We start from the raw sequence: 19,249 nt of genomic DNA, 5'->3' as shown, positions 1-19,249 counted from the left end.
TTCTCCCGAGGGGCTGGGCCGCTGGGGTCGGGCGGGAGGTGGCGCAACTCACGCGGGGGCCTTGGCTAATTTCCATGAAGACCCAGTACTACACGGCCGCGAGCCTGGACGGGTTCATCGCGACGGAAGATGACTCGCTCGACTGGCTGTTTTCGCTCGGTCATGCCGACGAGGCGGGATACCCCGCGTTCATCGCCGAGGTCGGTGCATTGGCGATGGGATCGGCGACCTATGAATGGCTGCTGCGCCATGCGCGGGAGGTCGAAGCGGAGACCGGCTCTGCCTGGCCGTATACCCAACCGACATGTGTCTTCTCGACGAGGAGTCTGCCGGCCGTCGCGGGAGCGAACCTGTCATTCGTGAGAGGCGACGTGCGGCCAATCCACTCGGCCATGCGTGCGGCCGCCGGGGAGAAGAACGTCTGGATCGTCGGCGGGGGGGATCTGGCCGGTCAATTCTACGACGCCGGACTCCTGGACGAGGTCATCGTTTCTGTGAGCGCTGTGACCCTCGGCACGGGAAAGCCGCTTTTTCCTCGTCGGGTCATCAATCCGCCATTGAGCCTGGTTTCGGTCAGGCAGGTCGGCAACGCCTTCGCGGAACTGCGCTATCAGGTCCGCAGGAGTTGAGTTGCAGGGTTCGGCTCTGACTCACGCTGCCACATGCGTCTCTTCGTGCGCCCTCAGGTGCGCCTCTCGGTGCGCCTTCCGGCGAGGCGAGGGTTTCGGGCGGGTGCGCCTTGTCTGCGGGTGAGGTGCGCGGTCCGGTGCGCTTCGGTGCGCGCTGTGGTGCGCTACGGGGTTGGGCTGAAAGTCCTTCGTTGGTTGGAGGTTGAAGCGATGGTTGCGGTTCGTTTCGTGACGAGGCTCCTGGAACAACGGGTTCGTTTCGCACGAGTAGGAGCCGGAACGATCGGGTTCGTTTCGCCACTTTTGGTGAGGCGACAACATGTTCGTTTCGAGAACGACGGCAGAGGCGATGGGTTCGTTTCGCGCGTGCGGAGTGAGTGCAACTGGGTTCGTTGCGGGCGGGACGGAGTGGCATCTTAGGCCGGATTCCCTGGGAGCGTTTCCGAGCGCCGAGGCGTTGAGGTCTTCCGGAAGGATGGCGTCGCGTGGTTGTGGTGGACGCGGTGCGGATTGTCAAAGAGCCTCGGTGACACGACGGACCGAGCAAAGGAATTGGGGGGCGCTCGCGCCCTAATCGGGCGGAGAGATGTGAATGCCCCACGCTGATAGGATCGAGGAAATGAGTAGGAATAGTCACAAAATCCTCTCGAAGGCTTCAGGGATCTGGGTGGCTTTGGTGGTGTCTTGCCACTCGTGTCTCCTTGGGGAAGGCGCTTCCGAGCTGGACACAACCCCCAGGCACGTCGATCGGTTGGAACAAAGGTGCGGGACTTGATTCCGTCGATCAAGGGACGAGAGGCCTGGGCGGCATTGAGGCTGACGATTATTGGTGGCACGCCACCAGTGTCACCCGACGAACCTTTTCTCGCTGGATTCCCAGACTCCACCCAATGTCTTGAGTACAATCAGCTAGACTTGATTTCAGGTGGGATCAGAGATCCTCGTGAATCGGCGAGGGTCTGAGGCTGACGATTCGCATAGAGGACTAAATTGATGGATCCTGCGTCTCTTGCTTCATCGGTTGCATGTTTTCTCGCTCCATTCCTGCCGGAGTTGCTCGGCAAAGGCGCTGCAGCGATCGGCAGGGGTGCGAAGCAAACTTGGGAGAAGGTCGAGATCCTCTGGCAAGTCCTCCGCGAGCGGATAGAGCAAAAGGAGGCCGCCAATGAGGCCTGCAATGACGTGGCTGACTCACCCGAAGATCGAGAGGCGATCGCGGCAATGGCATTACAGTTGAGGAAGTTACTGGAGGGCTCGGAACAGCTTCGCGGCGAGGTCACACGCCTACTTGCCGAGGCCGAGGCGGCGGCTCAGTCTGAGGGGGTGAAGCAGGTTGTCCGGGGTGATCGGAATATCCAGGTCGGTGGTAATGTCACGGGCAGCAAGCTGAGTACTGGCGATCGGAAGTAGGCTGCATTTAGTGGATGGATGACACCAATGGGTGATCGTAACATTACCGTTCAGGGGGATGCTGATGGAGCGGTGCTCAGTACTGGCGATCATCACTACAACGCCCCAGTAACCAATATTTACTGCAAATCTCCCAATTTTCAGTCTACCCCCACGCTCGGCCGTGGACCCTTTCTTCTGCCAAATTGTTATGTAGAACGGTCCGAGTCGCTGGCTTCCCTTAAAGAACGAATCCTCGGCTCGGGTGCTGGCCCGAGCGGCGTGTTGGCCATTACCGCTATCCGCGGCCTGGGCGGCGCTGGTAAATCGATTCTGGCGAATGCATTTGCCCACGACCCGGAAGTCCGCGACCGCTTCCGGGACGGTATCCTGTGGGTCGAACTCGGGCAGGACCCCGATTTACTCGAACATTTACGGCGTTGGGTCGGTCGTTTGTCCATCAATACGAACCTTCCAACAACTCTAGAGGCGGCCACTGACGACTTGCGTTGGCTTTTGGGCGACCGGGCTGTCCTGATCGTCGTCGACAATGCCTGGAAGGCCGAGCATGTCCGCCCGTTCTTGGTCGGATGCGAGGGGAGCCAAGTCCTCGTGACGACGCGGAGAGCCTCGGTTGCCGACGAGATCAGTGCTTCAGTTATTTCCCTTGAGGGGATGACACCGGAGGAAGCGATCAGGTTTCTGGCCAAGCGACTGGGCCAAGAGCACGTCGACGGAGCACGGCTGGACGGTGCCTTGCCAGTTGCGGAAGCTGTCGGCTATTTGCCGCTGGCACTCGATCTTGTGGCATCTCGGGTTTCCAAGGGGATTACCTGGGCCAATTTGCACGAGGCCCTGGAACGAGAATGTGCCCAACTAGAGGCGTTAGACCCCCTGGAACGTCGCATAGAAGCATGCATTCGTCTCGGCCTTGATGCCCTCGACGCGACTCATCCATGGGCCCGAGAAGCATTCCTCGCATTCGGCATACTCCCCGACGAAGCCACGATCACCGCACCGATGACCGCCACGTTTTGGGGGGTCGAACCCGTCGAGGCCGACCGTCGTCTGGAGTTTCTGGAGGATTTCGCCCTATTGACGACGGCGCCCAAAATCTGCGTCGGGGACGACAAATGGCGATCATACCGCTTGCACGACCTCATTCATGACTACGCAAAGAGTTTGCTGGGCCAACAGCTGGGAACACCGAAAAAAACGCCGTTCGCGATTGCACACGCCGATTTGCTTAAGCGTTACCAGAAACGATGCACTCATCAGGCTGGAGGAAGCGGGCGCTCCAAACCGTGGCATACCCTTCCAGACGACGGGTACATTCACGACCATCTCACGTGGCACTTGAAGCAAGCTGGCCGAATTGATGAAATCCACTCCCTCCTCGCTGAGGAGACGGCAGAGGGGAGGAACGGGTGGTTCGAGGCCTGTGATGTATTAGAACGCGTTGATTCATTCCTCGCGGACGTCCAGCGTGCCTGGGAACTCGCCGATTGCGCGGTTCGAGAGTCCACCTCACCGATACACTTCGAGCGTCAGTGTCGCTACGCGTTGATCCGGGCATCTATCGTAAGCCTAGCCAATAACATTCCGATCCCTCATCTGGTGGCAATTGCCGAGAATCGAACCTGGCCGGTTGCCAAGTTGCTGGCGTTCGTACGCCACATCCGAAATATCGTCCGGCGGGCCGAGGCTGCGGTGGCGTTGGTTCCACACCTGGACCGCGACGGTCGTCTCGAGGTGCTTAACGCTGCATTAACGGGAACTTATCATGTCAGCGTTGATGGCGAGGAAGTGGAGGCCTTCGCATTGCTGGCTCCGTACTTGGACAGTAGTCAGCTTGACGAGTCGTTGGAGATCGCTCGCCGTATCGTCGATTCGGGTACAAAAAACGATCTGTTCGCTGTGCTGGCGCCATACCTGAATCGAAATCAACTCAACAAGTCGCTTGCTATCGTTCAGGGTTCCGCTGGGTCCGCTTGCAGAGCTCAAACCCTAGAAACCCTAGCATCGTACATGGACGGCGACGGTCGGAATGAGGGATCCGGTGTCGCGCCAGCGGGAACCAGCAGCATCAGGAACGACGCTGAGCGGGTCGCAGTGGACAGAACATTTCCCTTGAACGCTACGGGCGATCATCCGCACGGATTTACCGGAACACTCCCGGAGATTTCGAAGCCCATCGGTGACGCAGCCAACCTACGCGAAGTCTTTTCGCTCTTGCAATCGACTCTGAGCGGTAACCAGACTCGTCATCGGCTCAGTGCAACACTCGAGCGGGCCGGAGTTATCGTCGAAGAGAGTGTTAGAGATGCTGAATACTGGGCAGCGAGGTGTCGGGAACTGGGCCGCGACCAACTCGAAGAGATGATGGGGAGCGTTTACCGCTATGGAGATGTCGGACACATTATCTCGAACGAGGCGTCGTATGCCTTGCTTTTGGAGCATGACCAGCGGCGTGAGATGCTTGCTTCGGCGCTGACGTCAACACTCGACTTTCGCCTGTGGGGGCAAGGGCGAGCAGAGGCTCTCGCGAGGCTTGCCCCACACCTAGATTATGACCAGTTCGGTACGGCGATGAGGATTGCACGATCCATCGACAACTCTGACCACCGCTCCCTGGCACTAGCGGCGCTCGCTCCAAGACTTTCTACGTTGCCACACGATCAATTGCTCCCCCTGTGGAGTGAATCGCTTCACGATCTTGCACTGAACGGTCGCGCTGAATTATGTTCCGATCTGATCATGCTTACGCCGGTCGTGAATAAATTGATGGGGCCTGAGGGTTTGCAGAAAATCGCGGTATTGATTCAAAAGGTGGGCAAATGGTGGATGTGATAAAGTTGGAAAAAAGGTGATATTCTGAATGTTCTTTGGTGTCAGAGCTTAAGCCCTCTCGCTCTGGGTTGCAGTGAGGTGGCTGGGGTGATGTCGATCTATTTTTCTTGATCGGAGCAGAAGCGAACAGGGGTCGGGATGACCCCAGCCACCCCGTCGAGAAAATGGGCAAGGTTGGGAGCGGAGGAGAGCCGGGCAGGCGATGAGGAGGCGCGGAGCGAGGTCGGGTCAGAAGCCGCCGTCGGAGGAGAGGGCGTCGCGGAGGCGTTGGGAGGTGGTGGGGTTGCCGAGGTCGGACTTGCCGAAGCCGGGGAGGGCGCCGAGGTCGAGGGCCTGTTGCTGGGCGTCGGGGTAGTTGCTGACGAGCATGACGGGGAGTTCGGCGAGGGTGGGGTCGGAGCGGAGGGTCTTGATGAGGTCGAGGCCGGACTCGCCGCCGCGGTCGAAGACGCGGTTGACGAGGACGAGGTCGTAGCGCTTCGGGTCGGCGCGGAGGGCGTCGAGGGCCTCGGTGCCGGAGTCGGCGGCGTCGACCTGGGCGTTGCAGGATTGCTGCAGGAAGCGGGAGATGGAGGAGTGGTCGTAGCCGCACTGGCCGACGTTCAGGACGCGGGGGCGAGACATGGCGGTCGTCCGGTTCGGGGTGGAGAAAATGGGTCAATAGATGGCGATGATTCGCGTCGAAGCTCGGGGAAATGGGGCAAACGTGATGCCAGGCCGTCGGCCGGGCCGGATCGGGGGATCCGCGTTGCCTGATCCGCCGCGGAGGTCCGTGGGCGGCAGTTATGGGGTGTCGGCCGGTTCGGGATCAGGATCGGGGGGGAGTTGCTCGAACCAAGGGCGGTAGGGGGTGTTGACGGCCATCCGGCGATTGTAGTCGGGGGAGCCGTCGGTCCACCAGGGGGGGCCGCGTTCGCCGAGGGCGACCTTGGCGGCGTCGATCCGGGCACGGGCGAGGCGTCGGGCGTCGTCGTCCCCGGAGCGTCGGGCGTGGCCGAGGGAGGAGCGGGCGCTCATCAGGTCGCGCTGGAGGCGGGAGCGCTCGGCGGGTTCGAGCGCGGGGTTCGCCATGCGCCAGAGGCGGCCTCGGACGACGAAGTAGCGGCCATCGGGGGTGACGGGGAACGTCATGGGGGAGGTTCGGAGGGGAGGGTTGGCTCGGATCGGCTCGGTACGGCTCAGGGGGATTGGCCGTCGCGGGCGACGTTCGGGCGATCAGGGTCGAGCACGAAGCCGAGGTCGTCGAAGTTGAGTCGGTCCTCAAGCGCGTCGATCCCCTGGTCGAGCTTTAGCGCCATCTCTTCGGGGTAGAGGGGGACCAGCCAGTAGAAGGTGATCGGTTCCCCCGAGGCCGTGTTGAGCCGGAAGATCTCGGGGTCGAAGCCGTAGGGGGGGAGCAGGACGACGCCGACAAAGCCGGTCCCCCCGATCGGCTCGGCGGGATCTCCGTTGGGGATCGAGTGGCCCCAGCCGATCCAGGTCTGATACTCGTGGGGGAGTCGGCCGACGCTCTTGAGCCACCGGATGGGCCAGTAATTGGCCTCGTCGCGGAGGGCCTCCTGGGAGAGCGGCCAGTCGGGGGCCAGGGCGATCATCAGCTCGGCCCTTCGGAATTCCTCCAGGCCCTCCGGGACCGCCATCGGTCGCTCGCTCACGCCGCTGGTCACGAGGACCTTGAACGGACGGTCGTCGGCCGGTGGGATCAGGAGGACGTCGAGGTGGACCAGGTCAGAGACGACTTCGTGGAAAACGTGCTCGACCTTGCCGACGTGGCGTTGCAGGTGGGCCTCGATCTCCTCCAGATGAAGGCCCGGCGATTCGGGAGGCGACCAGTCGCGATCGGCTTGCCGGTGGCGGTAGATCGGGCTCCCGGAGGCCGATTGACCGCCCTCGGGTTCCAGGGCGTCGGGGTCGTGCTCGGCGGGCATGGGGAGACACCTCGGGGGGCATCGGGCGGGTGGTCGCAGGGCTCGGTCCCGGTTCGGGCTGCGTCGACAATCGGGGCGAAGGGGGGCCGGCCGCCGATCAGCCGGCGGCCTCGGGCCCGACCTGGCCGTCGGCGCGGCGGAAGAGGCCGGAGAAGCGGGTGCCGGCGCCGCGGGCGGAGTCGCTGACGGTGGAAACGGTCGAGCTGACGCGCTGCTTGACGTCGGAGAGGGTCTGGGCCCCCTTGTCGCGGACGGCGCCGAAGATGGCGGCGGAGATGGTTTTGGTGCCGCTGGAGACAATGGCGCCGAGCATCTTGGCGGCCTCGGCGGAGGCGGCGCGGCGGAGGGCGGGCTTGGGCTGGACGACGATCGCGCCGCAGTAGCGCTTGGCGATGAGGCCGACGCGAAGGGTCAGGTAGGCGTTGGCGGTGCCGGACATGACGGAGTTGACCAGGACGGTGGCGGCGACCTGCATGCCGGGGATGGCTCCGGCGGCAGAGCCGAGGGTCGAGCCGAGGATCGGCTGGACCTGCTGGTTCAGGTCGATCTCGTCGATGGCTCCGGCGGCGAAGGCGGTGACGGCGACGTTGGCGTAGAGCCGGGTCATGTCGCGGACGGTCGGCCGCTGGTGGTAGAGGTGGGCGATCTGCCAGACCATCCGGGACTGCGCGGCCAGGACGATGAGGGCGTCGAACTGGCCGTTTTGCGAGACGGCGGTCGAGAGGAAGACGACCGAGGCGGTGCTCTTGACGAGGTCGTCGGCGCGCTGGTCGAGTTGCCCGATGGCACGGTGGAGGCCGTCGCGGGTGTTCAGCTCGGGTTCGGTGACGGCGGGGTTGGCAGCGAGTCGGGTGCGGAGGCGGTCGAGGTGGCCGTCGAAGTCGGGGTCGTCCTCGCTCAGAGGGGGGTCGAGCGACTTCGGCAGGCGGAAAAACATCACGACCGGCACGCCGATGAGGGCGCCATAGGAGCCGAGCAGGACGACGAGCGTCCCTTTGCCCAGCATCGGGTGGACCTCGCTCGCGAGCGAGACGACGCCGGCGGTCTGGTTCACCACGACGACGCCGAAGGACAGCAGGATGAACCCGCTGACCAGGACGGCCATGCTCTTGATCGTGCGGTTCATGGGAGGGGACCTGCGTCGAGGCTCCTTGGCCGGTAGTCGGGCGGGAAATCGGCCCGAGTCGGGAACATCAGCCCATCCTGGACCTGGGACATCATCCAACGCAAGGCAGTGGTTTGCAAGGCCATTCGGCCGATCGAGCAGGGGGGCGGCGGGCGGTTGACGGGTGCCGATCCGCCCTCATAAGATCGCTTTTCTGCCTCGACCACCGGCCGACGGGTGAGTCTCACCCCTCCCACCAAGATTGTTGCCGGGGTCAACACAGGCGCTCTCCACCTGACCCGCACTCCCGAGCTTCGGGATTGGTGTCGGGTTCCCGAAGATACCCGAGGCCCAAACGGCCCGCGGAGGCAAGACGACCATGGCATCGCAATCTGGCGGCAGCGGATCAATTCACAGTGTTCTGAACGAGAAGCGCGTCTTCCCTCCTCCTGAGTCATTCGCCAAGAACGCCCGGATCTCAAGCCTGAAGCAGTACGAAACCCTCTGGAACGAGGCGAACCAGGACCCCGAAGCCTTCTGGGCTGCTCGGGCGAAGGAGCTGCTGAGCTGGTCGAAGCCGTTCGAGACGGTGCTCGACTGGCAGGCGCCGCACGCCAAGTGGTTCGTCGGCGGGCAACTGAACGTGGCCGAGAACTGCGTCGATCGCCACGCCGAGGGCCCGAACGCCGAGAAGCCGGCGTTGGTCTGGATTGGCGAGCCGGGCGATGAGAAGACGTTGACCTACAAGGAGTTGCGCGACGAGGTCTCTCGGTTCGCCAACGTCCTGAAGGGGCTCGGCGTCAGGAAAGGGGATGTGGTCGCCATCTACCTGCCGATGGTGCCGGAGGCGGCGATCGCCATGCTCGCCTGTGCCCGGATCGGGGCGCCGCATACGGTGGTGTTCGGCGGGTTTAGCTCCGAGGCACTGGCGGGCCGGATTCAGGACTGCTCGGCCAAGGTGCTGGTCACGTCCGACGGCGGCTACCGGCGTGGCAAGGTCGTGCCGCTGAAGGCCAACGCCGACGGCGCGGTCGATCATTGCCCGACAATCGAGAAGGTGGTGGTGCTCAAGCGGACCGCCGACGACGTGCCGATGACCGAGGGGCGCGACGTCTGGTGGCACGAGCTGGCGGAGAAGGCCTCGACCGACTGCCCGGCCGAGCCGATGGAGAGCGAGCACCCGCTGTACATTCTTTATACGTCGGGGTCGACGGGCAAGCCGAAGGGAATCCTGCACACGACGGCCGGCTATCTGCTGGGGACGACCTATTCGACGCAGATCGTTTTTGACCTGAAGGACGACGACATCTACTGGTGCACGGCGGATGTCGGCTGGGTGACGGGTCATAGTTACATTGTGTACGGCCCGCTTGCCCTGGGGGCGACGGTCGTGATGTATGAAGGAGCGCCCAACTTCCCGGATGAGGCGCGGTTCTGGAAGATCATCGAGGATCACAAGGTCACGATCCTCTACACGGCACCGACGGCGATCCGGGCGTTCATGAAGTGGGGCAAGCAGTTCCCGCAGCGGCATGATCTGTCGAGTCTCCGCTTGCTTGGCTCGGTGGGAGAGCCGATCAATCCTGAGGCGTGGATGTGGTATCACGAGGTGATTGGCGGCGGGAAGTGCCCGATCGTCGATACCTGGTGGCAGACCGAGACGGGGGCGATCATGATTTCCCCGTTGCCAGGGGCGACGCCGACGACCCCTGGATCGGCCACGAGGCCCTTGCCGGGGATCGTTCCTGAGATTCTCGACCACGACGGTAACCCCGTGCCCGACGGTCACGGCGGATTGCTGGCAATTACCAAGCCCTGGCCGTCGATGCTCCGGACCCTCTGGGGGGACGACGACCGCTTCCAGCAGACCTACTGGTCGATGTTCCCCGGGCGCTACTTCACCGGAGACGGGGCGCGGAAGGACACGGACGGGAACTTCTGGATCATGGGCCGGGTGGACGACGTGCTGAACGTCTCGGGCCACCGACTGTCGACGATGGAGATCGAGTCGGCCCTGGTCAGCCACCCGAGGGTGGCCGAGGCCGCCGTGGTGGGTAAGCCGGATGACCTGAAGGGGCAGGCCGTCGCGGCGTTCGTGACGCTCGAATCGGGCCAGGAGCCGAGCGAGGACCTGAAGAAGGAACTGGCGGCGCATGTGGTCAAGGAGATCGGCGCGTTGGCCCGGCCCGATGTGATTCGGTTCGCCGAGGCGTTGCCCAAGACGCGGTCGGGCAAGATCATGCGGCGATTGCTCCGCGATGTGGCCGCCGGGGTTGAATCGACGGGCGATACGACCACGCTCGAAGACTTCACCGTGATGGCCCAGTTGCGGCAGTCGGACGAGTGATCATCTCGATCAGGACCGGCCCTGGTCGCTCAACGGCGTGAACCCCGGATCACGAGCCACTCGCGCATGGTGTTGCGAGTGGCTCGTTTGCGTTACCAGGCTGTCACTGGTTGTGGGTGGATGTGATGGTACGACATTTGCCCCAACTGGAGAGGCGTTCTGGCCCTCCGACACCTGGGCCCCAAAACGTGGGTGTAAGCTCGACGCCAGGTTCGGTCTGTTTGTTGAGGTGGAAGGAGTTCCCGACCGCTTGGCGAGCGTGAAGAAGCGGCTGGGGACGTCTCGTTGTTCTCGCGAACGCAGTGTTTCGCCACGAGAACCGCCGCGCGGCCTCGGTCTGAGTCCGAGCCGCCCGAGAGGGCCAGCGATCGCCGCTGCTCGGTGGTCGATTGAGCATCCCCGGAGCCGATCATCATGCAAGGGACCGGATCAGTTCACTGGATTGACTATTCAATTATTATTCTCTTTATTGTGTATGCGATACGCAATGGTATTAAGTCCAAGTCGGTCGCGTCAAAGAATGTGGAAGAATACTTTCTGGCCGGCCGGACCTTGCCGGGCTGGAAGGCGGGGCTGAGCATGGCGGCCACGCAGTTTGCGGCCGATACGCCGCTTCTGGTGGCGGGGATGATCGCGGTCTCGGGGATCTTCTCGCTCTGGCGGTTGTGGATTTACGGGGTCGCGTTTTTGGTTCTTGGGTTCATTCTGGCGGGAAGCTGGCAGCGGGCCGGGGTGATAACCGACGCCGAGCTCACGGAGCTGCGCTACGGGAAGAAGCCGGCCGCGGCGTTGCGGGGATTCAAGGCGATTTACTTCGGCACGGTGTTCAACTGCACCGTGCTGGCGATGGTCTTGCTGGCCTCGACGCGGATTGCCGAGCCGTTCTTGACCTGGAACGAGTGGCTTCCCGCGGTGCTGTTCGACCCGGTCGTCGGGTTCATGGAGTGGCTGCAACTGGACCTGAGCACGCTGAAACCGGGCGATCCGGACCTGTACGTGCGATCGGCGAATAATTTGCTGTCGATTCTGGCGATTCTACTGGTAACGCTCGGTTATTCGGCCACGGGAGGCTTGCGGAGCGTGGTGGCGACCGATGCGGTGCAGCTTGGGCTGGCGCTAGTGGCCACGGGAGCGTTTGCCTACATGGTGATTCGAGAGGTTGGCGGGCTGGGGGCGATTCAGTCGGGAATTCAGGAGAAATTCGGCGGCGGACTGGGGCCGGGGGGGATTTCGGCGAGCGAGATCCTGGCGTTCACGCCCTCTGGGGCTCGCGAGGCAAGCCTGGCGTTGCTGGTCGTCTATGCGACGCAGTGGTTCTTTCAGATCAATGCGGACGGTACCGGCTATCTCGCCCAGCGGACGATGGCCTGCCGATCGCCGAGGGACGCCCGCGTGGCGGCCCTGACGCTAACGACCGTGCAGATTTTCCTCCGCAGCCTGCTCTGGCTGCCGATCGGGCTTGGCCTGATGCTGATCTTGCCGACCGAGATGGAGGGGGATGGCGGCGTCGGAGCCCAGCGACCGGGGGTCGTCAAGGTGAACGCCGAGGCCGAAGACACTGAGCTTCGCCCCTTGGTCGAGCCCAAGGAGGCCGCCGCGCAACGGTTGGACGCCGAAAACGACGCCCGAGCACAGATCAAGGAAGATCGCGAATTCGCCTATGTCGAAGGCTTCAAGCAGATGCTTCCGATGGGCCTGCTCGGCCTGATGCTCACCGGGATGCTGGCTGCGCTGGCCTCGACAGTGGACACGCACCTGAACTGGGGGTCCTCGTACTGGACGAACGATCTGTACAAGCGATTCCTCAGCCGTCGTCTCTTTCAGCGCGACCCGGAGCCGAGGGAACTGGTCTGGGTGGCCCGAGGGTCGAACGTGGCGATTCTGGTGATTGCCCTGGTGATCATGACGCAGATGCCCTCAATCCGAGACGCCTGGCAGGCCAGTTTGCTGCTTGGTGCCGGGATTGGGCCGTTGCTGTTGCTGCGATGGCTGTGGTGGCGGGTCAACGCCTGGGGAGAGATCGCCGCCACGGTCGCCTCGCTCGCTCTGACCGCGCCGTTGCTGCTGCTGGTTCGCACGAACGACCCGGATCTGGAGGTCTGGATCGAGGCCGTGCGCATGCTGATCATGGCCGTTGTGGCCTCGGGGATCGGGATCGGCGTAGCGCTTTACGTCGGGCCGGAGTCTCGGGAGAGCCTGGGCGAATTTTATCGACGGACACGACCGCCGGGGTTCTGGGGGCCGATCGCAGAGGCAAACGGCGGCAGTGCGCGAGACGACCGCTTGCGATTGTACCGAGGGGTCGGCGCGGTGATTGCCGCGGCCCTGTCGATCTTCTCGATGCTCGTGGGCATCGGCTCGTTGATCTGCGGGAGTCCGCCGCCGTTCTGGTGGCCCCATCGCCCGACCTGGATCGGATTTTGCCTGGTGATGGGGTTCGGCCTGATGCCGGTCTGGTACTGGCTGGGCTTTTCGGAAGCCTCGGCCGAGCCGAAATCGCCTCCGCCCGAAGACCCTGATCGGAGCGAGGCCGCCGAGTTGCAGGTCGGCGCGAAGCTTGACGAACCGGATGGAACACGGAGGGGGGATTACGAGGCTTCGAACCAGAATGGTCCCGATCAACCGTCGGTCTCCTCCATACCGGACTCCAGCATGAAGGAGCCATCTGCACCGCCCGAGGACTCTCAGGATTCCAAATCGCCTCGGACGTCTGACTGATCCAACATCCGGCGGTTGCACGCGGAAAAAACGATGGTCGGAGTGTACCTCGGGACGACCTGGCAACAGCGAGGTCGTCCCGAGACGAAGGTCATCGGATGCGGACCTCGAACGGGAGAATCAAGACGGCCGGCTCGCGTTCGACGAGGCGGCGGAACTGCTCGGCGCGGACGGCCATGCCGCGGATCGGCTCGGGGAGGGCGGATTCGAGGCCGATCTGAGGGCTCTGGATGCCGAGGCCGTCGAGACTCTCGGAGAGGGACTCGAAGATGGATTTCGGCTCGGGCAGGGCGAGGCGTTCGACCTTCTGGTCGGGGTCAAGATTGGCCAGTTTCCTGGCGTGGGCGATGGCGTCGTCGAGGGTGCCCAGCTCATCGACGAGGCCGAGGTCCTTGGCGCGTCGACCCGAGTAGATGCGGCCGCCGGCGAGCTTGTTGAGGGCGTCGTACTCGGTGTCTCGGCCGTCGGCGGCCTTGGAGACGAACTGGCGGTAGGTGTCCTCCATCATCGCCCGGACGGCCTTTTCCTGCTCGGGGCTGAAGCGGGAGAAGGGGGAGAAGAGGCCGCCGTTCTTGCCGACGGTGACGGTGTCGGTCGAGACGCCGACCTTTTCCAAAAGGCCTCCCAGGGCGAACTTGCCGCCGACGACGCCGATGGATCCGGTCAGGGTGCCCGGCTCGGCGAAGATGGCGTCGCAGCCCATGCTGATGTAGTAGCCGCCGGAGGCGGCGGTGTCGGACATGCTGGCGACGATCGGTTTCTTGGCCTCGACGATCGCGCGCCACATCAGGTCGCTGGCCAGGGCGCTGCCGCCGGGAGAATCGACGCGGAGGACGATGGCCTTGACCGAATCATCCTCCTCGGCCTTCTGGATCTGCTCGATGATGGTGTCGGAGCCCATCACGGCCTCGCCCAGGATCGAGCCGGGGGAGGACTTCCCCGACTGGATGACCCCGGTGGCGTAGATGACGGCGATCTTCGGGTCGGAGGTTTTGGCTTTCTTCTTCCCGTCTCCTGAAAGCTCCTGCATGAGCTTCATGAAGCCGCTGAGGCCGGAGTAATCTTCCGGCTCGGGTTGGCCGTACTTGGTCAGGAGGTCGAGTTTCTCGACGCCGAGTTTCTCGGCCAGGCTCGCTTCAACCTGATCAGGGTAGGCAAGGTCGTCGATCAGGCCGACCTCACGAGCCTTGCTGGCGGTGTACGGGCCGTTGTTGATCAGGTCGCGGACGGCGTCGGGTTCGAGCCCTCGGCCCTCGGCGATGGCCTGGATGAGCAGGTCGAACTCGTCGGTGAGGACCTCGGTCAGCTCCTGGCGGAACTCGGGGCTCATCTCGGTCCGGGTGTAGGGTTCGGCGGCCCCTTTGTACTCGCCGACCTGAAGGTAATCAGGCTGAACGCCGAGCTTGTCAAAGAGCCCTTTGTAGAAGGTGACCTCGGCCGAGAGGCCGGAGATCATCAACGAGCCGCTTTCGGGCATGATGATGCGGTCGGCGGCCGAGGCGACCCAGTAGTCGGCATTGCCGGCCGATTCGAGGAAGGCGACGATCGGCTTTTCCGACTTGCGGAACTCGGCGATCGCCCGGCGCAGCTCGTGAGCCTTGCCGGGGCCGACGCCGAGGTCGCGGAAGCGGAGGATCAACCCCTTCACCTCGTCGTCGGCCGCGGCCTTGGCCATGCGGTCGAGCAGGGTCGAGAGGTTCGTTTCCAGCGGCGATCCGTCGAGCCCGAGAGGAGACGGGGCCTCGCCGAGCGACCCCTTGAGGGTGAAATCGACCACCTTGGCCGGTTTCGGGGGGGCGGCGGGCTGAGCGGCGTCTGTCTTGGTGTCCTGAGTGTCCTGGTCGGCCCGAGCGGCCTCGAAGGAAATCGGGAGCAGGACGGCGAGAATCCAGGCAAATCGCGCGAGGTTCATCAGCGCAAAGGCTCCGGGACGTGAGAATGGCAGCGGCTCAATCGGGCGGTTCAAGCAAATTGAGGGAGCCGCAACCGGGAAATTGATTCGATCCCATGCTATGGTAATAAGGTTCTTCGTTCGGGTAGATTGGAAATTCAGGAGTCGGCACGTCAGAGACGCGCAGTCAGGTCGATGGTGATGAGGACCTGATCGCTCCTTTCTGGTCGACGCGATCGGGTCGGCGTTTCGGACTGCCGGCTTTCGACGTTGGAAGACCCTACCCGCCCACTGACCTCCAGGAGTTCGCCCCATGTCGCAAGGTACTCGCCAGCGACTCCAGCTTGAGACAATCGATGACGTGGTCGTGGTCAGCTTCACCGACAACAAGATCGTCTCAGATGAGGTGATCCAGGAAGTCGGCGATCAGCTTTACAGCCTCGTCGACGATCAGGGGCATTCGCGGCTCCTGTTGAATTTCAACAATGTGATGTATCTGTCCAGCGCCGCGTTGGGCAAACTCATTCAGTTGAAGAAGAAAGTCGGTGCTGCCAAGGGGACGATGAAGCTTTGCTGCATCCACCCCGATCTGCTGGAGGTCTTCAAGATCACCCGGCTCGATCAGGTGTTCCCGATTTTCAAAGACGAGCAGTCGGCGCTCGATTCGTTCTGATTCGATCCGATTCGGCCTCTGACCGCCGGAGGGCCGCCATGAGCCCCCCGTCCACGTCTCCCTCTCCCGGAGACTCCGTCCCGCCGCTTGATGGGCCTTTGCTCACCGAGCACGATGCAGGAGGCGGAGTCGTCGTGGTTCGCTGTCGCGCCCGGTTTTTGGTGGAATCGGGGGTGATCGCGCTGTTCAAGGACGGATTGAAGGACCTGGCGGCCCGGATCACTCCCAGGGCTGGGATTGTCGTGAACCTTTCGGGGATCGAGCACCTTGCGTCCAGCGCTTTGCTTGCGTTGATTCTGTTTCGCAAGCAGGTGGTGGACGAGCGCCAGGGGGTGGTCGAGACGTGCGAGGCGGTTCCCTGGGTGGCCGAGTCGTTTCGGCTGATCGCGCGATTCTCGTGGGACCCTTATCCGAGCGAAGCGGCCGCGATTGAGGCGGTTCGATCGGCGATTGCTGGCCAGGGATCGTCAGCGACCCCGTCCCCAACGTCGATGCCCCCGTCTTCAACTTCAGCCCCTCCCTCGTCGTGAGCCTCGCCCCACACGCCCCAGGGAATCGGGGCGACGTTCGGACCCTTTTCGGAAACGGATTTCGGATCGGAGAGGATCGCCGTGAGCGGGCCCGCCTCGACCCCGATGATGCAGCAGTATCGCGAGTTGAAAGCCCGCGATCCCGACGCTCTGCTTTTGTTCCGGATGGGGGACTTCTACGAGCTGTTCGGGGAGGATGCCGAACGCGCCTCGGCCTTGCTGGGCCTTGCATTGACGAGCCGAGACAAGGGGGCCGACGCGATCCCGATGGCCGGGTTTCCACATCCGGCGTTGGAGTCGTATCTGGCGAAGATCGTCGCCGCCGGACATCGCGCGGCCGTTTGCGAGCAGGTTGAGGACGCCAGGCTCGCGAAGGGGCTGGTCAAGCGTGAGATCGTCCGGGTCGTCACCCCCGGGACGCTGACCGACGACGCCCTGCTTGATCCGAAAGCGGCGAACTATCTGGCCGCCGTGGTTGAGGTGAAGGGGAAACTTGGCCTGGCCTGGGTGGAACTGTCGACGGGTCGCTTCTTGCTTTGCGAGGTTCAGCGTAGGGAGTTGCTCGACGAGATGGCCCGGCTCGATCCGGCCGAGATACTCATCTCGGAAACCACGCTCGACGCGCCCTGGGTCCGCCTGATCCGTCAGCAAAGCCCACAGGTGCCGATCACGTGTCGCCCCTCCTGGGATTTTCAGCCGAGCGAGGCGAAGGGGCGCCTCTTCGACCATTTCGGCGTGACCACCCTCTCCGGCTTTGGTCTCGACGACGAGGCGATCGAGGTGTCGGCGGCCGGGGCGCTGCTCTCGTATTTGAAGGACACGCAGAAATCGAGCCTTGGGCACCTGACGCGGATCGTCCCCTATCGTCGGGGCAGGACCCTGCTGCTCGACGAGACGACCCGACGCAGCCTGGAGCTGACCCGGACGCTCCGCGAGGGGAAGCGAGACGGCTCGCTGCTGGCTGTCATCGACCGCTCCTGCACGCCGATGGGGGCGCGGTTACTGGCCGAGTGGATGACCTCTCCCTTGACCGACCTCGACGGCATCACCCGACGCCACTCGGCCGTGGCGGAACTGCTGGCCGACACCGCCCTGCGGGCCGACTTGCGCGCCGCGCTCGACCGCGCGCACGACCTGGAACGCCTGGCCGCTCGGGCCGCCACGTTTCGAGCCTCGCCGCGAGACCTTGCTTGCCTGGCAAGGACCTTGGGCCTTTTGCCCCGGATCAAGGCCCGCCTGAGCGAACGTGGGGCCCCCTTGCTGAATGATCTGGAGCAGTCGCTTGAACTCTGCCCCGAAATTCGGAGTGGGATCGAACAGGCACTCGTCGATGAGCCCCCGCTGGCCCTGAAGGAAGGGGGGTTGATCCGGCAAGGTTACCACCCGACCCTGGACGAGCTGCGCGAGATTGCGCGGGGTGGCAAATCGTGGATTGCCCGCTACCAGGCCGAACAGGTGCAGAAGACGGGGATCAACGGCCTGAAGGTTGGGTTCAACAAGGTCTTCGGCTATTACATCGAGATCACCCACGCCCAGGCCGCCGGCAAACAGCTTCCCGGCGAGTACGTTCGCAAGCAGACGATCAAGAACGGCGAGCGCTACATCACCCCTGAGCTGAAAGAGTATGAGGACACCGTCCTCCGGGCTGAGGAACGGGCGCGCGACCTGGAATATGAGCTCTTTCTGACGCTCCGAGACCGGGTGGCGGCCGAGGCTCCCCGGTTGGTCCAGGCGGGGGTCGTGCTGGCGACGGTCGATGTGCTGTGTGCGCTGGCCGAGCTGGCGGCTCGACAGGGGTATTGCCGCCCCGAGATGGTTTCCGAGCCGGTCCTGACGATCCTCGACGGCCGTCATCCGGTGCTCGATGCGATGATGCCGCAGGGGGCGTTCGTCCCGAACGATGCGACCCTCGGCCCGGATGATGGGATGGTCGTCATCCTCACCGGCCCGAACATGGCGGGAAAAAGCACCTATATCCGACAGGTGGCCCTGATCAGCATTCTCGCCCAGATGGGCAGCTTCGTGCCGGCGAAGCAGGCGAGGCTCGGGGTGGTTGATCGGGTCTTCGCGCGGGTTGGCGCAACCGATGAGCTGAGCCGGGGGCAGAGCACGTTCATGGTCGAGATGACCGAGACGGCCAATATTCTGAACAACGCGACTAGGCAATCGCTGGTGATTCTTGACGAGATTGGCCGGGGGACGAGTACGTTCGACGGCGTCTCGCTGGCCTGGGCCATCGCCGAGCACCTGCACGACGAGGTCGGTTGCCGAACCCTCTTTGCCACGCATTATCACGAGCTGGTTGATCTGGAGCAATCGCGTCCGAGGTTGCGGAATTGCAACGTTTCGGTCCGGGAGCGGGACGGGGAGGTGGTGTTTCTCCACCGGATCGTTCCCGGAGGAGCCGACCAGAGCTACGGCATCCACGTGGCCCGGCTGGCGGGGGTCCCGGGCTCGGTGCTCGACCGGGCTCGGACGATCCTGGCGTATCTGGAACGGCACCACGGCACCGAGCAACTTGACGGCCAGGGGGCCGCTGCCGAGGCGACGAATGGGCCTGATCCTCGGAAGGTCAAAACGGGCCGAGGGATTCAGGAGAGCCTGTTCGCGGCGTTGCCTGATCCGATGATTGACGAGCTGCGCGAGGTTGATCCTGCGGCGCTTGATCCGTCGGCCGCGGTGGCCTTGATTCAACGACTCAAGGCGCTGGCCGAATCCTCCTGAGAAGGAGACCACGAAAAGGCGAACACGAAAGGGGGGCACGTCAGTGCACTGGAATCGCAAGGAGGTTCCAGCGACTGACGGGGTTCAATCGTGGGCTGCCTGACCTTGCTGAGCAGGCAGTGGAGGGAGTTCGCCTTCCAGATGCCGTTCGATCATTTCAATCAAGCCCCGGAGATCGGGGCGAGACACGGGCGGTTCGCCCGGCGAGGGAGGGTTTGACATCGAGAGAAAGACCCGGGCGACGCGGCGGATCTGTTCCTCGGGACTGATGGCTTCGGCGTTCACGAGACTCATTCCATGTGACATGTGAAGAGCGAATGAACTTCCTCTGGAATCGTAGCCTCACGGTCCAGGATTGGCCAGTCGGAACTGTTTGGCAGGGGGTGTCGTCGTCCCGGTTCTTCCGAACAGGCCCGATGGTTGCGGTTGCAAACGGCAACCGGTTCGAGACCTCTCTTGCGGTGA

14 protein-coding genes are annotated in these 19,249 nt (G+C 63.5%); 8 read left to right on the top strand and 6 right to left on the bottom strand.

Translation table 11 applies throughout. The features are described 5' to 3' along the window. Window positions 1–74: 74 nt before the first annotated feature. The 3 genes from HG800_RS17490 to HG800_RS17480 all read left to right on the top strand — a co-directional run bounded on the left by HG800_RS17490 (window position 75) and on the right by HG800_RS17480 (window position 4,868). A complete protein-coding gene (locus HG800_RS17490; RefSeq protein ID WP_169977985.1) occupies window positions 75–629 on the top strand; it encodes a dihydrofolate reductase family protein in 555 nt (184 codons plus the stop codon). Between the two features lie 993 nt (window positions 630–1,622). Then, window positions 1,623–2,039, top strand: a complete 417-nt coding sequence (locus tag HG800_RS17485) for a hypothetical protein (RefSeq protein WP_169977923.1) — start codon at window positions 1,623–1,625, stop codon at window positions 2,037–2,039. 27 nt (window positions 2,040–2,066) lie between these two features. Beyond that, on the top strand, window positions 2,067–4,868 hold the full coding sequence (locus HG800_RS17480) for an NB-ARC domain-containing protein (RefSeq protein ID WP_169977922.1): 2,802 nt from the start codon (window positions 2,067–2,069) through the stop codon (window positions 4,866–4,868). Window positions 4,869–5,096: 228 nt separating this feature from the next. On the opposite strand, the gene HG800_RS17475 is transcribed toward HG800_RS17480, so the two are convergent. The 4 genes from HG800_RS17475 to HG800_RS17460 form a co-directional block, all read right to left on the bottom strand. Further along, window positions 5,097–5,492 carry a response regulator gene (locus tag HG800_RS17475; RefSeq protein ID WP_169977921.1) on the bottom strand — a complete coding sequence of 132 codons (396 nt, stop codon included), beginning with the start codon at window positions 5,490–5,492 and terminating at the stop codon, window positions 5,097–5,099. A 159-nt stretch (window positions 5,493–5,651) separates the two neighbouring features. Continuing rightward, complete coding sequence (locus tag HG800_RS17470; RefSeq protein WP_169977920.1) at window positions 5,652–5,999, bottom strand: hypothetical protein; 348 nt, start codon at window positions 5,997–5,999, stop codon at window positions 5,652–5,654. 47 nt (window positions 6,000–6,046) lie between these two features. Beyond that, entirely contained in the window at window positions 6,047–6,796 is a 750-nt protein-coding gene (locus tag HG800_RS17465) for a suppressor of fused domain protein (RefSeq protein ID WP_169977919.1), read from the bottom strand. 97 nt (window positions 6,797–6,893) lie between these two features. Beyond that, window positions 6,894–7,922 carry a DUF697 domain-containing protein gene (locus tag HG800_RS17460; RefSeq protein ID WP_169977918.1) on the bottom strand — a complete coding sequence of 343 codons (1,029 nt, stop codon included), beginning with the start codon at window positions 7,920–7,922 and terminating at the stop codon, window positions 6,894–6,896. Window positions 7,923–8,280: 358 nt separating this feature from the next. On the opposite strand from HG800_RS17460, the gene acs reads away from it, so the two are divergent. Both acs and HG800_RS17450 read left to right on the top strand, forming a co-directional pair. Then, window positions 8,281–10,248, top strand: a complete 1,968-nt coding sequence (gene acs, locus HG800_RS17455) for an acetate--CoA ligase (protein WP_169977917.1) — start codon at window positions 8,281–8,283, stop codon at window positions 10,246–10,248. A 414-nt stretch (window positions 10,249–10,662) separates the two neighbouring features. After that, on the top strand, window positions 10,663–12,966 hold the full coding sequence (locus tag HG800_RS17450; RefSeq protein WP_169977916.1) for a sodium:solute symporter family transporter: 2,304 nt from the start codon (window positions 10,663–10,665) through the stop codon (window positions 12,964–12,966). A gap of 91 nt (window positions 12,967–13,057) precedes the next feature. Here the strand turns inward: HG800_RS17450 and sppA are convergent, their stop codons facing one another. Next, on the bottom strand, window positions 13,058–14,878 hold the full coding sequence (gene sppA, locus HG800_RS17445; protein ID WP_169977915.1) for a signal peptide peptidase SppA: 1,821 nt from the start codon (window positions 14,876–14,878) through the stop codon (window positions 13,058–13,060). A 292-nt stretch (window positions 14,879–15,170) separates the two neighbouring features. On the opposite strand from sppA, the gene HG800_RS17440 reads away from it, so the two are divergent. The 3 genes from HG800_RS17440 to mutS all read left to right on the top strand — a co-directional run bounded on the left by HG800_RS17440 (window position 15,171) and on the right by mutS (window position 18,784). Beyond that, window positions 15,171–15,530, top strand: coding sequence for an STAS domain-containing protein (locus tag HG800_RS17440; RefSeq protein WP_169977914.1), 360 nt, complete (start codon window positions 15,171–15,173; stop codon window positions 15,528–15,530). Between the two features lie 38 nt (window positions 15,531–15,568). Further along, window positions 15,569–16,060 (top strand): hypothetical protein, encoded by a 492-nt coding sequence (locus HG800_RS17435; protein ID WP_169977913.1) that lies wholly within the window; start codon window positions 15,569–15,571, stop codon window positions 16,058–16,060. A gap of 81 nt (window positions 16,061–16,141) precedes the next feature. Then, window positions 16,142–18,784, top strand: a complete 2,643-nt coding sequence (mutS, locus tag HG800_RS17430; protein ID WP_169977912.1) for a DNA mismatch repair protein MutS — start codon at window positions 16,142–16,144, stop codon at window positions 18,782–18,784. A gap of 84 nt (window positions 18,785–18,868) precedes the next feature. Here mutS and HG800_RS17425 read toward each other — a convergent pair whose 3' ends face one another. Then, the gene (locus tag HG800_RS17425) at window positions 18,869–19,069 is read right to left on the bottom strand and encodes a hypothetical protein (RefSeq protein WP_169977911.1); all 201 of its coding nucleotides are present in this window, start codon (window positions 19,067–19,069) and stop codon (window positions 18,869–18,871) included. Between the last annotated feature and the right edge of the window lie 180 nt (window positions 19,070–19,249).

The sequence above is a fragment of the Tautonia rosea genome (assembly GCF_012958305.1).
Lineage (GTDB): Bacteria > Planctomycetota > Planctomycetia > Isosphaerales > Isosphaeraceae > Tautonia > Tautonia rosea.
The sequence above is the reverse complement of the archived record's forward strand: the minus strand, read 5'-3'. Positions and strand labels throughout refer to the sequence as shown.

Excerpts from the sequence above, each read along its gene's own strand:
- HG800_RS17490 (WP_169977985.1), top strand. The coding sequence starts at position 75 with ATGAAGACCCAGTACTACACGGCCGCGAGCCTGGACGGGTTCATCGCG.
- HG800_RS17485 (WP_169977923.1), top strand. The coding sequence starts at position 1,623 with ATGGATCCTGCGTCTCTTGCTTCATCGGTTGCATGTTTTCTCGCTCCA.
- HG800_RS17480 (WP_169977922.1), top strand. The coding sequence starts at position 2,067 with ATGGGTGATCGTAACATTACCGTTCAGGGGGATGCTGATGGAGCGGTG.
- HG800_RS17475 (WP_169977921.1), bottom strand. The coding sequence starts at position 5,492 with ATGTCTCGCCCCCGCGTCCTGAACGTCGGCCAGTGCGGCTACGACCAC.
- HG800_RS17470 (WP_169977920.1), bottom strand. The coding sequence starts at position 5,999 with ATGACGTTCCCCGTCACCCCCGATGGCCGCTACTTCGTCGTCCGAGGC.
- HG800_RS17465 (WP_169977919.1), bottom strand. The coding sequence starts at position 6,796 with ATGCCCGCCGAGCACGACCCCGACGCCCTGGAACCCGAGGGCGGTCAA.
- HG800_RS17460 (WP_169977918.1), bottom strand. The coding sequence starts at position 7,922 with ATGAACCGCACGATCAAGAGCATGGCCGTCCTGGTCAGCGGGTTCATC.
- acs (WP_169977917.1), top strand. The coding sequence starts at position 8,281 with ATGGCATCGCAATCTGGCGGCAGCGGATCAATTCACAGTGTTCTGAAC.
- HG800_RS17450 (WP_169977916.1), top strand. The coding sequence starts at position 10,663 with ATGCAAGGGACCGGATCAGTTCACTGGATTGACTATTCAATTATTATT.
- sppA (WP_169977915.1), bottom strand. The coding sequence starts at position 14,878 with ATGAACCTCGCGCGATTTGCCTGGATTCTCGCCGTCCTGCTCCCGATT.
- HG800_RS17440 (WP_169977914.1), top strand. The coding sequence starts at position 15,171 with ATGTCGCAAGGTACTCGCCAGCGACTCCAGCTTGAGACAATCGATGAC.
- HG800_RS17435 (WP_169977913.1), top strand. The coding sequence starts at position 15,569 with ATGAGCCCCCCGTCCACGTCTCCCTCTCCCGGAGACTCCGTCCCGCCG.